We start from the raw sequence: 14395 nt of genomic DNA, 5'->3' as shown, positions 1-14395 counted from the left end.
TCAAAAAATGCCAATACTCGACAGAGATAGTAAAAGACTAGCTAACTCGGGGATTCTTTGTCTTTTTTTCTGCTTAGTAAATTTCTTAAACATTTGCAACGTAAGTTAGTTGCAATTAAAAGCAGCTGAATTTCGCTTGTCAAGCGTTTAAAACATAAAAAACGCCAATATTTTAAAGCGGATAATAACCACGGGGCTTCTTTTGCCTTTTTTTTCGTTTGGTAAATTTCTTAATGTTTATAGCTAAAAGAGCCCAAGAGAGGTGTCATTCCAGTGCCTCTGTGATGTCATTCCAGTGCTTGACACTGGAATCCAGTTTTCCATATAATCTCATCGAAAACGTCGTATTTTAACATAAAACAGCTACTTTTATACTCACCAACTTAATAAAATTCCTGGATGCCAGTGGGCTTTGTTGCATCGCTAGCTATGATGGATTAAAGATAAAAAAGATAGGGAATATCAGTAGTTTATTATTCTGGTATTTATAACAAGAACGGTCAATGAATACCTAAATTTGAGTAAAAGAAATTTCACTACCATTTACCAATCCGGCTAAAATTCAAGAATTTCAATGCTTTAGCTATTTTCAATAGAATTAAATTTATTAATATAAATAACAAATTACTATTCTTAAATTTGATCAGATTGATTGCAAAAAAACAAGATTTTCAATAGGTTGCTTATAATCCTAACTATAGTTAGCCTTTCATAAGTAGCGATGCAACAAAGCCATGCCAGTGTCAAGCACTGGCATGACACCCTACTAGTAGCACAATGTTCGTACAGCTGTACGTGTGACCAGAAAAAACATAGACCCCAAGTGTCAGCTACTTTCATGACACCCCGACAACCGTCATCCCGCTACTTGTTAGCGCCGCGGCGGCATGACGTCTTAACTATAGAAAACTTGTATAGATTTTTTCTACTTCTGTGATATCATAAGCCTGTAATGATAAAATAAGTAAATATGGATAAGTCAGCGTATGAGATCATAGAACATGAGTATGACGTGGTAGTAGTAGGTGCAGGTGGAGCAGGGCTCAGAGCAACGCTTGGGATGGCTGCAACTAATTTTTCAGTTGCCTGCATTTCCAAAATTTTCCCTACACGAAGTCATACAGTTGCAGCACAAGGCGGAATTAGTGCAGCTTTAGGTAATATCGGTGAAGACGATTGGCGCTGGCATGCATATGACACAATAAAAGGTTCAGACTGGCTTGGTGATCAAGATGCAATAGAATATATGTGTAAAAACGCTGCTAAAGCTGTTATTGAACTTGAAAATTTTGGCGTACCTTTTTCTCGTACAGAAGATGGCAAAATATACCAGCGTTCCTTTGGTGGAATGACAACTCACTTTGGTAAAGGAAAATCAGCGCAGCGCACTTGTGCGGCAGCAGATAAGACTGGGCACGCAATCCTTCACACTCTATATCAGCAGTGTCTGAAATTCAACGCTGAATTTTTTGTTGAATACTTTGTGATTGATTTAATTATGGATAGCGAAACCGGAGCATGCTGCGGAGTTCTTGCTTGGTCGCTATGCGACGGCACATTACATAGATTTCGTGCGCATAGAGTGGTGTTAGCAACAGGTGGATATGGACGTGTTTATTTCTCTGCAACAAGTGCGCATACCTGCACAGGTGATGGTAATGGCATGGTAGTAAGGGCTGGATTACCACTTGAAGATATGGAATTTGTACAATTTCATCCAACAGGAATATATGGCTCAGGGTGCCTGATGACAGAAGGATGCCGTGGTGAAGGGGGGTACCTCGTTAATTCTCAGGGCGAGAAGTTTATGGAACGTTATGCACCAAAAGCAAGAGATTTAGCTTCCCGTGATGTGGTAAGTCGCGCAATAACAATTGAAATTAGAGAGGGAAGGGGGGTTGGACCAAAAAAAGATCATATGTATTTAACTATAGCGCATCTTGATCCGGAAGTAATAAAACTCAGATTGCCGGGCATCAGCGAAACCGCAAGAACTTTTGCTGGAGTTGATGTCACTAAAGATCCAATACCGGTCATTCCGACTGTTCACTATAACATGGGTGGCATTCCAACCAATTATTATGGAGAAGTGATCACGCTGAAGCAAGGTAAGGAAGAAGTGGTAGATGGACTATTTGCAATTGGAGAAGCTGCATGTGTTTCTGTGCACGGTGCAAATCGACTTGGTTCTAACTCGCTTCTTGATCTTGTGGTTTTTGGTAGAGCTGCAGCGCTCAGAGCAAGAGAGAAACTAAAATCCGGTACACCACATAAAAAATTGCATTCAGACTGCACAGACTGGATAGTAGATAGATTTAATAAAATGCGATTTGCCTCCGGTGGGCTAAAAGTAGCAAAAATACGCAGCGAAATGCAGAACACTATGCAAAAGTACGCATCAGTGTTCCGTGTTGCTGAAGTTTTAGAAGAAGGCAAAAAAGCTATAAAAAAGGTAGCAAAAATGATGCCTGATATTTCACTTGAGGATCGCAGTATGATGTGGAATAGTGATTTAGTTGAAGCACTGGAGCTTGCTAACATGATCCCACAAGCGGTTATTACCATGGAATGCGCAGCTAATCGCGAGGAAAGCAGAGGTGCCCATGCTCGTGAAGACTTTCCTGAACGTGATGACAAAAACTGGATGAAGCACACTATAGCGTGGCTTGAAGAAAAGAAAGGGCAAATTAACGTAAAAATTGATTATAAAAAAGTGGCTGAAAAAACTCTGAGCGGTGAGATTGATTTCATAGCGCCAGAGAAGAGGGTTTACTAGTTACACTATCCCTACACAATTTTTCAACGAGTTTTATTGATATGGCACTCATTTTAGTGTCTGGAGGACTCTCAGTATGCTCTGATTGATTTGATGATTTTTGCACCTCTTGCTCTTCTAAATCGTTGGACTTATTTTCTATATCTTTAACAGAGTTATTGCATTGTGTATCATTTTTTGGTGCGTTATCTTGAAGTGTAAGTTGCTTTTCTTCAGTAAACTTTCCTTTAATTTTTCCAAATCCTTCATAAATATTTTCTAAATTCAAGTAAATAAGATAACAAACTCCAATAACTGCTATAATAGATGAGGCAGTTGCAATTGTAATAATTCCTTGAGAAGCACTGAATATTGCTGCACAGGCTAAAGCAGCAAATACAAGCGTTGTCACTGCTTTACAAGCAACATTATTGATGTACTTCACAATATCGCGTGCTTTTAACTTCCTGCCAAAGTTGCACTTCAGTTCAGTTCTCATATCATTTGGAATAAGCGCTCTACCCATTGATTTCTCTATTCCTTTTATAGTTTTATAATACTCTTTGCTCCATAATCTTTCGGGTAGTATTAACTGCTTTGGGTCAACACCATTTTGCAATAATTTTACACAGAACTTGATCGTGTTATCACGGCTCTTAGGATTGACCAAATTATGTTTATCTTTTGTCGTCTTAGTAATTAGCGCTACTTGTAGTGGTGTGCGTTCTTTTTCGTTAGCGGCGTTTGCAGCTTTACTAAATTTCTCTTTTTCCACCGAATTTAAAATCAACTCTAAACATGTAACTTTTTGTTCTCCTTTGAATGAAGCAATATAGTGCAGAGCATTTTTTTCATCTTTATCTTGCACAGTAATATCTGCACCATTTTGTAAAAATAACTCTAAGGCTTTATATCTATTTGTTTTTTCAAATTTTCTATCTGTACATGATCGATCCTCATTCTTTTCTTTTATATGCTGAAGCAACTGATGAAGAGGTGTTTGCTCTTTCCCGTTAACAGCATTTATAGCCTTACTAAATTCATCCTTACCTAAAGTCAACTTCAAACATGCAACTTTTTGTTCTCCTTTGAATGAAGCAATATAGTGCAGAGCATTTTTTTCATCTTTATCTTGCACAGTAATATCTGCACCATTTTTTAGCAATAGTTCTAGGGTTTCATACCTTTTAGTTTTTTCAAAATTTTTACCTGTACATGATTGTTTCCCGCTCTTTTTTTTTATATACTGAAGTAATCGGTGAAGAGGTGTTTGCTGTTTGTTTCGAGTATTTACCAGTTCTTTGTTTTTTTCTAGTATAAGCTGAGTAAAGTTACACTTTGCTTCTTTCTTTAATGTCACAGCACAGTGTAAGACCGTATCACCATCTGCATTTTTAGTAGTAATATCATCACCTCTCTGTAGCAAATCATTAAATCTATCTATATTTTTATCTGAAACTGCTTTATGTAATGGGTAACCACCGTCGGTAATTTTCGCGATTTTAATTACTACCGAGTTTTCTGTCTTTTGGTCTAACTTAGACTTCTTTACTGACTCTGCTAATTTTTCTAAGAAATTACGATAGTATGTCTTTTGCTCCTCTTTTAAGTTTTGTAATTCTTCTGTAGATAATTCTAAATTATCAGAGCTGGCTCCATGCTCTAACAATTTTGTAAGAAACTTAAGTGTGTTATCGTTACTTCGAATTGTATTAGACTCATGTTTTTCTTTTGTTACCTTGTTAATTAGTGCTACCTGAAAAGGGGTCTGATTTTCACTATTAATGAGTTGTGCTAGATCTTCCTTGGTGACCGTTTTTATTAGGGTACCTAGAAACTTGCATTTCTGTTTCTTTTCCAATGACACGATAAGGTGTAAAATATTATTTCCTTTTTCATCTTTTATGCTGCTAATATCCGTACAATCTTTTAGATATTTTCTAAATTTCCTGTTATTTCCATTTTTGATCGCTTTTAGTAATTGAACATTATTATGCGTTGTTCCGTTGCTTTTCTCTACTTCTTGATCTTCATTTGCTGTATTAGGGTTACTGATTGAATGTTTCTCATAATCATCACCAGCATCGCTACTGTAGTCACTTTCAATTCCACTGTCCCTACGATCATTTTGGTTACAATATTTGCTATTATAAGTAATTTCTGAAATTGCTTGCTTTACTCGCTCTTTTGTTTCATTTGATATTTTTTTCGATCGTTCTATTGCTTTATCTAGCACTGGAAGGAAGCATTGGACATAATACCTATAATATTTTTCTTGTTCTCTAAGTGATTCTTCTAATTTAGTTAATACTTCAGGACTAGCATCTTTTTCAAATAACCTTTTACACTTCTTGAGGGTTCCATCTTGACCTCTTGGTTTTTCACGCTTGTGTTCTTCTTTTTTTACCTTTCTCTCTATAGTGCAGTGCAATTGCTCGTCTTTTCTATCCTGCTCTTGCTTTTTATTTTTATCTATGCATTCACCTAATTTATCTGCATTAGTAGTTAGTGCAGTTATATCTATACCCATACTAAAACCTCAATATTAAAAGCTATTTAAGTTGTCAGCACTAAACTAACAACCAAGAAGTTTGACTTTTAAATTGAGCTAAACGTTGTATATGTATAGGTGGAAAGGCAGAAAATTAATTTCTGTGAGAAAATTTGCCGTCATAGTTAAACCTCACTTGAACAGTTGCTACTATTTTAACCATTTAATCTTAAAAAATAATAAATATAGCTAAACTGTGAAATGTGCTATTGGCTAAAATAGGATAAGAAACTATAGCCTTTCTTATAATAGTCCGAATGCGATAAGATATGTGTTTATGGCTATAGCAGGCCAGTAGCATATTACGGTCTGTTCGGATTATTGTAAAAAGAGCTATATAGCTGCAAATATCCAAATTGATGTTTTTATCAGTCTTCCAGACTTGGTTTTTCTTTTAGTTTTTTAAGTCTTTCTTTATTTAGTATGGAGCTTATCTCTTCTACACTTTTATCAATATCATCATTGATTATTACATAATCATATTTATCACGTTTGCTTATCTCTTTTTGAGCTTCGGCTAATCTGCGCTCTATTTCGCTTGCATCATCACTATTACGCTTTTGCAAACGCAACCTAAGCTCTTCCATTGAAGGGGGAAGTATAAAAACACTCACAACTTTTTTTCTCATGAGCTTGAATAAGTGAAATGCTCCTTGCCAGTCTATGCTGAGTAAAACACTTATTCCATTGCTTAAGTTTTGCTCTATAAAGTTTCTTGGTATACCATAAAAATTCTCAAAAACTTTGGCGTATTCAAGCATTTGGCCAGCTTTGCATAACTCGTGAAATTTTTCTTCGGTAACGAAAAAATAGTCTTTTCCATTTCTTTCGCCGGGGCGAGGCTTGCGTGTAGTCATAGAAACAGACCTAACTAAATTAGTTGATTGCTCAAGTAATTTTGCTGATATAGTAGTTTTTCCAGCTCCAGAAGGGGAGGATAGAACCAATAATACGCCCTCACTTTTTACGGTCATTTTTCTTTGCATTTTTTAACATGGTGCTTTTTGGATCAGAGTTTAAAAAGCTAGAACCTTCTAAATTAGAATTTGATAAGTTGGTGCCAATGAGAGAAGAGTTATCAAAGACAGTATAGCGCAAATCGGTCTTTTCAAAATTTGCCTTATTCAAATTAACGTTTACAAACTTTGCTCTACTCAATGTTGAATTAGAAAAATCGGCATTTTCTAAATTCATATTCTTAAATTCAAAGTAAGAATAATTTACATTAAATTTTTCACCCTGTGATATTTTCTCTTGCAAATCTTTAATCGAAGTTATAGCATTTTCTGAACCTGCAAGTTTTTTCTGTCCTTTATTGTCAATCAAAATTGAATTATCAAATTTGCAACCTGTTAAGTGAGCATCAACAACTGAACTTTTATATATGCTTGAAGAGAGAAAAGACATATCACTAATTGTTGAATTACTCAAATTGCTAAGAAAAAAGCTAGTTTTCCTAAAGGCATTAGCGTGAAGCAAAGAAGATCTGAAATCGCTTTCAATAAAATTTGAATTAGTTACTTTTAAATTGGACCAGCTCGAATTATCAGCTAATAAATTAAAGAATGTTGAATTTTCTATTTCACTGGAATCAATATTATGGCGAGAAAGTGTACTGTTATAAACTTGAGAGTCTTGGATTTTTATCTTATACATTGAAGTTGTAGAAAGGTCTGAATCTTCTATCTTCGCAGAGGTGAATAGTGAATGGTCAAAAAATGAGCCATTCATGTTAGAATTTGCAACTTTAGTATTATGAAACTTTCCGTGACGAATGTCAGCATTAGAGACATTAACTTGATGCAGTTCACTAAAACTAAAATCAATATTGGATAAATCAGCATCATGAAGATTTGCTTCAGAAACATATGCATGTTTTATCTTGGAACCATTTAGTATAGATTGAACAAAACTTGAATTATCGTCATTCACATAGGAAATTTGTGTGTTGCTTAAATTAGCCTCGTCGAAGTTACTGTTAATTATGATAGAAGAATTAAGGCAGGCATCGGAAAGATTGCTACCTGTAAAGTCTGATTCTTTTAACTCTGCACCATATATGTTAGCATTTTTTAATGAAGAAAATTGTATCTTTAATTTATATGCATCCACTCCAAAGAAACTTGCATTATCAAGGTTGTTTTTCTGCATAACAGTATCGTTTATTTCACTATCACTAAAATTTACGTGGCTAACATTCGAGTTTGATAAGTTGGAGAAATTCATTTTCACATTCGAGAAATTAGTATGCAAACCAATTACGTTGTGCATACTTACTTTTTTGAGATCGGAACTGATAAAATCAGCATAACTAACATTAGACTGATCAAATACGATATCTGTTAAGTTTGCAGAAACAAATTTTGTAAAACTCAAATTTGTACCTTTTATTTTAATGCCATGTAAATTAGCATTGGAAAAATTAGCACCACGTAAATCAACATCAATGAAAGACACATCGGATAAATCGGTGTTAGAAAAATCGGCACCAATCAGACTTACTCCATCAAAAACAGATTTACTTAGGTACAGTTGGTTAAAATTAGCTCCATTTAAGTTAGAACCAAAACCTTTCTTAAAATCTTCTGGCACGCCCTCTTTGTGGCACTGCACCAAAAATTCAGCAAAGTCTTTTTTACTGTAAGATACGTATTTTACATCATGCAGAGCTTTTAAAAAATCACTAATCTGATTTTTTTCATCATTTGTTTCGTTTCCATAACATAAATGACCAACTAAAATTAATATCAAAAATCTAATCATCTTGCTTATCACACTGCGACTCATTGTTTTCTTTCGTTTTCACAGCCCAATCGTACATTGCTGAGCTTTCTTTATTGTCTATTTTTCTATCCTCCAAAAGGTGTAGCATCATTTCGGCAATCGCATTTATTATATTGATCTGCTTTTTTTCGATTGCTATATCAATTGGGGATTGAAAATTATTGTTAACTACTCTAAGATCAGCACCTTGTAATAAGAGAAAGCGCACTATGTCTACCTCACCTTGTTTAACTGAATAAATGAGAGGAGTATCACCCAATTTATTTCTAAACCTTAGTATCTCTTGAATTGTTAATCCAATTTTTTCTAGCTTACTTATTACTCCTCTTAAGCAAGTTAAGTTGTTCTTCTTAATGCAGTAAAAAAATTGCTTACTGTAATCATCAATAAACACAGTTGTAGGAAGATGCTCATTAAGGCTATCATATTGTCGTTTATATATTGACTTGCTTTGTATGTCTTTATGACCCCATTCTTTTATTGGTTCTCTGTTTAGCTTTGTCCATTTTTGTAAATTTTTCTTTTCACTTTCATCTTTTTTAGTTATAGGTTTTACTCTATTGCGGTCCTTGGAATTACTGTTTGTTTCTTTCACTTTTTTTTCTTCAAACTGACTCTCTACTTTTTCTTTTTTTTCCTCTAATAATTGACTCGCATCACTTTTTGAAAGTTCATTATCTTTTATATCAATCTTCTGATCAGCTTGTAGATTTTTTTGCGGGTTAGCTGTATTCTCATTTAAATCAGCACTTAAAGGCAAAGGCTCTGGTTTCAAATCTTTATTCACTTCTTTATTGGCCACATTTGGTAAATTTTGAGCAAATTTGTCTGTGCTTCCTTCTAGCTGGTCATTTGGCAAATCTTTATCAATCCTTTCACCTTCACTTATAGTTTTTTCAACCACGAAAGCTTTGTTCTCGTTGTGTTGCAGTTTCTCTTTATCGGTAGTGCCGTCTAATCTTTTGCTCTCAGCCTCTTGTGTTTGTTTAGCATCGACGTTGCTTTTCAACTCATCTTTTTGATTTGTGCTATCTTGCTTCCTTACACCTACATTTTCGTTTTTATGAACTGATTCAATTTTCTTTTCTTCAAGCTGCTCTACGGCAAACAGGATGGGTGATCCGAATACGACAGCTAATAATATAAAATATAAAATATTCTTCATAAATATCCCAAGCATAAGCTTAATTAAAATGATACTATAATCAAATGATTAATCTACAGTAAAAAATGCCTTAGGATTTAATTTATAAAAAAACAATAGATTTTTTGTATCTGTTCAGGGGCATCGCAAATATTGAAGCAAAGTGGTCAGTGCTTACTGTACGAACATTGTGATTTGAGAGCAATCTCCGCTAGGGAGGATGTCATCCCAGTGCCCAGACACTGGGATCCAGAAAACTTAACTTTAAATAAGTGGCTGCATAATAAACTACACATTAAACCTAAAGTGCATTATATCACCATCTTGCACGATGTAATCTCTGCCTTCAAAGCGAATTTTTCCTGCGTCTTTACAAGCCGGTTCACTTCCATACTTTATGTAGTCTGCAAAGCCTATCGTTTCTGCTTTTATAAAGCCTTTCTCAAAATCAGTGTGGATTACACCTGCTGCTTTATCGGCTGTTGACCCTATTTTTACTGGCCAAGCTCGTGCTTCTTTTGGCCCTACAGTAAAGAAAGTTATCATACTCAGCACTTCATACATAATACGCGCTACTCCATCAAGCCCTGATTCTTGTAAGCCAAATTCTGATAAAAAACTCTGTTTTTCCTCTTCACTATCAAGATTTGCAATATCTGCTTCGAGTTTTGCTGAAATGCAATAAAATTTGCTTTTATTTTCCTCTGCCATTCTCTCTACCTTTTTAGATAATTCATTGCCAGTTATAACATTTGTATCTTCAACATTGCAAACGTACATAACGGGCTTTGTTGTCAGCAATTGAAGCAACTTCATCTCATCTCCATCGATATTCTCCAAACTTCTTGCAGGTTTACCTAATTTTAAAGTAGCTAATACCTCTTGCATTAATTCAAGTTGTCTCTTTAGCTCTTTATCACCTTGCTTTGCTTTCTTTTCCAATTGAGGAAGCCTTTTTTCTATGCTATCAATATCAGCTAGGATTAATTCCATTTCTACCACTTCAGCATCTGATATTGGATCTATTTTACTGTGTATATGGCTGATATCGTCATCCGTAAAGCACCTGAGCAGATGAACGATGGCATCAACTTCTCTGATATGGCTTAAAAATTTATTGCCGAGCCCTTCGCCTTTACTCGCACCCTTTACCAGACCTGCAATATCTACAACTTCTAATTGGTTGTAGATTACCTTCTCTGAGCCTGCAATTGCTGCGATTTGTTTCAAACGTTGATCTTTTATCGAAATCTTGCCTATATTTGGCTCGATTGTGCAAAAAGGATAATTTGCAGCTTCGGCTGCACTTGACTCTGTAAGCGCATTAAATAAGGTTGATTTTCCTATGTTTGGTAACCCAACTATACCGCAGTTAAAACTCATATTTGCTATGTAAAATTATAACTATTGCATAATTTAAAAATTTCTGCTATACTTAATTAGTCGCTTATTGACAATTTTGTTGGTATAGTAATATATAGCTTAAATTAAGGTAAAACTATGACTACAGCTAAGAAACGGAAACTACCAAGTGACTTTCATGATGTTGAGGTTGGAATAAAAAGGCCCAGGATCTCAGGGCAAGAAATAACTCTTTTAAATAGTAACCCTTACCCTGACAATTTCTATGTAGGACAAGCAATTGGTAATGGAAGCTGTTTTTTTGACTCGTTCAGGCAAAGTCTAGAACAACAGACAGGAGAGCAAGTTACTGCCGAAAAATTAAGAAATGATTGTAGGGAATTTGCGCAAAAGAATCCACCAAAGTGGTTTACAAATGCAATTGTCAATAGTCATGATAACAATGGCCAGCACCGTAGTGAAACTGTAGATGATTATACAGCAGACATTATGCGTAACAGTAGGTGGGGTGATCCTGACGTTGAAGGCAGAATACTTTGTGAAAAGTATAAGGTAAAGCTACATGTTATAGAGAACCAGACTGTTGATAACCAAGATCTGTCTTTGCATGAATTAATAGACAATTCAGGTTCAAAAAGTGCAGGTGAATACAATAAAGTTGATTATGATGATAGTAGTATTGTGCATATAATAAACAAAGGCGGATTGCATTTCGAACCATTGCTTGATAGAAATAAAAGTTTAGCAAAACAACTGCAAGAGGAAACCAAACTTAAACAAGAGCAAGAACAAGAAGATTTCCTATTAGCAAAAAAACTGCAGCTAGACGAGATCTTAGAATATTGTAACCTTTCAAAGGATATCTCTGAGAGAGCAGAGGTTGAAAAGGGATTTGATAAGTTATTGGCAGAAAATGCTGATGGAAAAATTGGTGATGTTGTAGGGCAGTGCGTTAGTGATATAAAGCAGCGCATAGAGCAGCAAAACCCTTCAAGTTTACTAAGATGTGGTACGGAATCGATGGCAGAACCATTTCATCAACAACGAGCACCACAACTTGTAAAATCTTAATAGCCCTGTATATTTTTATATAGGGCTTTTGCAAGCATTTCATATAATATGAACTTGCAGTACGTACTAACCTAAATGCAAGTTGACCATGAGACTAGTTTAATTATTGATGCCATAGAGGAATTTGGTGGTGAGGCTAGGCTTGTCGGCGGGTGTGTGAGAGACTCAATTTTGCAGCGTGATGTCCACGACATCGATTTAGCTACTAATTTGCTTCCCAATCAAACGATTAAAGCGCTAAAACTCCGTAATATAAAAACTATTCCAACTGGCTTAAAACATGGAACTATCACTGCGGTTCTAAATCAAAGATCTTTTGAGATCACAACACTAAGGCATGATGTGAAATGTGATGGTAGGCATGCAAAAGTAGAATTTACCAATAATTGGCAAGCGGATGCTTCAAGGCGCGACTTTACATTTAATGCTCTGTATGCAGATAAGCATGGCCATATATATGACTACTTTGGTGGTATAGAGGACTTAAAAGCGCGAAGGTTAAACTTTATAGGCAACGCTGAAGATAGAATTAAAGAAGACTATCTACGTATTTTAAGAGCATTTCGTTTTCATGCAAAAATATGTGTCGGAGATTTGAGTGATGAAATACTAAACGTATGCAAAAAGCATTCGCATATGATTCAAAACCTCTCTGGAGAGAGAATAAGAGATGAAATACTTAAATTGCTGGAGTGCAATGATCCTTTTCCAACACTTAAGAGCATGCAAGAATCTGATGTTTTGCAAAAGATTATACCAAAAGAAGTAAAATGCGAAATTCTGTCTTCGCCACTTCTTTTGGGCACTGATCCACTAGTAAAATTAGCGTTACTCCTTAGGACTACTAAAAAAAATGACAGGCTAAGTCTTGGAGAATATGTAAGCAAATTTTTACGTCTTTCGAACAAGCAAAAGAAAAAGCTGCTATTTTTACTATCCAACGATATCAAAACAGAACTCTCAGAAAAAGAGCAAAAAAAATACATATCTTTATTTGGTAGAGAATTATATTGTGATTTAGTGAAAATTTGTGGTGTTGAGTCTGGAGAAAATGTTGATGAATACATTTCATTTGCTAACACATTCAATATTCCAAAATTTCCTTTATCTGGCGATGATTTAATAAGTATAGGTCACCAGCCAGGAAAAAGTTTAGGTAGAAACTTGGAATTGCTAAAACAACATTGGGAAGATAGCTCCTACACTTTAACAAAAGAGGAGCTGGTGCTTTATGCTAAGAGCCTATTCTAACTGCTTTCTGACTGTTCAATGAATGTATGCTTGCAATATTAGGGGAACTCATAGAGGAATTAGGTATATGTTCTTTTTTAGCTTTTTCTGTTAATTGATATTCGTTTACTCCTCCTTGAGTTTGATTACACATTCCCTGATCTGGAGATAAAAATTTATCTCTTATGCTTAATGCCAGTTGTAACTCTTGAATCTTATTTGAAAAACATTTCATTTTAGCCTCTGTTAATTTTCCTGTAACAATTTCTTTAAGCAATTCTCCTGAGTCGTTATTATTATTATTCTTGCTATTAAAGCTGTGCAAGATAGAGTCTACAATCTTATTTACCCCTTCTTGTTTGTTAAATTCTAATTTTTTTACGCATTTTCTAACAGAAGGTGACAACTTGGCTTTTAACGTGTCATCTCGTAGTTCTTTACCCATATTTTTTCCAATGTTACAATGTTCGTTGACAACTTCTTTAACCTTAGCTTCTATGATCTCCCTTGCGGATTGTTTCAAATTACTTTCTAATAATTCAAGCAGCTTACTGCTTTCAAATTTGCCATCATCTTGATTTGATAGAGACTTTATAGTTTCATTAAGCACGTTATGGCAAAAGTGTTTCTCTTTAAATTCAGGAAAACCTTTTTTTAACTCCTCGTTTTTCCCAGATAAAAAGTTATTGAGACCCTTATCCCTAGAAAGCTTATTGGGCAAGTTTCGTAATTTTGAAAGAGTTGATTTTGCAGTAGATACTGTACTCACTGCACCTGCCTTTTTAGCCAATTGACCTTCTTTTGCTTCCTGTAGTTTCTTAGTGTCAGCTTTCAATTGACCTTCTAAATCAATCTCCAATTGTTGTTTAGATTCTTGAACACTTTGTAATTGCTTCCCCAAGTTCTCCATTTCACCCAATTGAGCAGTCAATGTATTCACACTTAATCGTAGAGCTTTGTTTTCATGACCTAAGTCACTGACTTTATTTTCTAATTCAGTATTTTTGTCTTTAGCCTGACACAATTTATCAGTCTGTGATTTAAGTAAAGCCACTAATTTGCTAGCTTGCCATTGTTGATTCAATTCAATTCAATTAATTTATCCTCCTTGTCCTTTAACCTACTCTTAAGTTCTATTATTTGTGCTTGCAGACTTTCATTATCTTTCCTAGTAGCTTCAATTTCTTCTCCTTGCTCTCTTATTATCATGTATTGATCAAATATAGTTTTCTGTTGTTCATCAACTTTATCCTGCATTGCTTTTTTATCTTGTTTGTATTTGGTTAGTTCCTCTTCTCGTTCGCCTGCATCTTCTGTAAGTCCCTTATAACTCTTTTCAAGTCCTTCAATTGCAGATCGTAATTCTCTATTTTCTTCTTTTAAGGAAGCATTTTGTAAACGTTCAAGTTCTAATTCCTGATTTATGCCCTCCAGCTGTTCTTCTAATGCTTCATCATCTTCCTCTGTTATCAATGCTACTCCAACCATACGCGTCAAG

Annotated in this window: 11 protein-coding genes; 3 read left to right on the top strand and 8 right to left on the bottom strand. The window is 35.0% G+C overall.

The genetic code is table 11. From position 1 onward, the window contains the following. Positions 1-970: 970 nt before the first annotated feature. Positions 971-2776 carry a succinate dehydrogenase flavoprotein subunit gene (gene sdhA / locus AAGD87_RS04145; RefSeq protein WP_213862922.1) on the top strand — a complete coding sequence of 602 codons (1806 nt, stop codon included), beginning with the start codon at positions 971-973 and terminating at the stop codon, positions 2774-2776. On the opposite strand, the gene AAGD87_RS04140 is transcribed toward sdhA, so the two are convergent. The 6 genes from AAGD87_RS04140 to ychF form a co-directional block, all read right to left on the bottom strand. Then, on the bottom strand, positions 2748-5285 hold the full coding sequence (locus tag AAGD87_RS04140; RefSeq protein WP_341817409.1) for an ankyrin repeat domain-containing protein: 2538 nt from the start codon (positions 5283-5285) through the stop codon (positions 2748-2750). The genes sdhA and AAGD87_RS04140 overlap by 29 nt on opposite strands. Positions 5286-5475: 190 nt before the next feature. Beyond that, positions 5476-5607: a hypothetical protein gene (locus AAGD87_RS04135; protein WP_341817408.1), complete on the bottom strand. Its 132-nt coding sequence runs from the start codon at positions 5605-5607 to the stop codon at positions 5476-5478. 67 nt (positions 5608-5674) lie between these two features. After that, entirely contained in the window at positions 5675-6280 is a 606-nt protein-coding gene (gene gmk / locus AAGD87_RS04130; protein ID WP_264339592.1) for a guanylate kinase, read from the bottom strand. Next, on the bottom strand, positions 6264-8069 hold the full coding sequence (locus AAGD87_RS04125) for a pentapeptide repeat-containing protein (RefSeq protein ID WP_338482110.1): 1806 nt from the start codon (positions 8067-8069) through the stop codon (positions 6264-6266). Before AAGD87_RS04125 ends, gmk begins: the two co-directional genes overlap by 17 nt. Then, positions 8062-9255, bottom strand: a complete 1194-nt coding sequence (locus AAGD87_RS04120; RefSeq protein ID WP_341817407.1) for an ankyrin repeat domain-containing protein — start codon at positions 9253-9255, stop codon at positions 8062-8064. The genes AAGD87_RS04125 and AAGD87_RS04120 overlap by 8 nt, the downstream gene beginning before the upstream one ends. Positions 9256-9522: 267 nt before the next feature. Beyond that, positions 9523-10617: a redox-regulated ATPase YchF gene (gene ychF / locus AAGD87_RS04115; RefSeq protein ID WP_264339392.1), complete on the bottom strand. Its 1095-nt coding sequence runs from the start codon at positions 10615-10617 to the stop codon at positions 9523-9525. 117 nt (positions 10618-10734) lie between these two features. Between ychF and AAGD87_RS04110 the strand changes: the two genes are divergently transcribed. Further along, positions 10735-11667, top strand: coding sequence for a hypothetical protein (locus AAGD87_RS04110; protein WP_341817406.1), 933 nt, complete (start codon positions 10735-10737; stop codon positions 11665-11667). Positions 11668-11742: 75 nt separating this feature from the next. Continuing rightward, positions 11743-12918, top strand: coding sequence for a CCA tRNA nucleotidyltransferase (locus AAGD87_RS04105; RefSeq protein WP_341817405.1), 1176 nt, complete (start codon positions 11743-11745; stop codon positions 12916-12918). Here AAGD87_RS04105 and AAGD87_RS04100 read toward each other — a convergent pair. Both AAGD87_RS04100 and AAGD87_RS04095 read right to left on the bottom strand, forming a co-directional pair. Beyond that, on the bottom strand, positions 12902-13951 hold the full coding sequence (locus tag AAGD87_RS04100) for a hypothetical protein (RefSeq protein WP_265017712.1): 1050 nt from the start codon (positions 13949-13951) through the stop codon (positions 12902-12904). The genes AAGD87_RS04105 and AAGD87_RS04100 overlap by 17 nt on opposite strands. A gap of 26 nt (positions 13952-13977) precedes the next feature. Then, positions 13978-14385, bottom strand: coding sequence for a hypothetical protein (locus tag AAGD87_RS04095; RefSeq protein WP_341817404.1), 408 nt, complete (start codon positions 14383-14385; stop codon positions 13978-13980). Between the last annotated feature and the right edge of the window lie 10 nt (positions 14386-14395).

This window comes from Wolbachia endosymbiont (group A) of Pherbina coryleti (genome assembly GCF_964026875.1).
Taxonomy (GTDB): domain Bacteria; phylum Pseudomonadota; class Alphaproteobacteria; order Rickettsiales; family Anaplasmataceae; genus Wolbachia; species Wolbachia pipientis.
The sequence above is the reverse complement of the archived record's forward strand: the minus strand, read 5'-3'. Positions and strand labels throughout refer to the sequence as shown.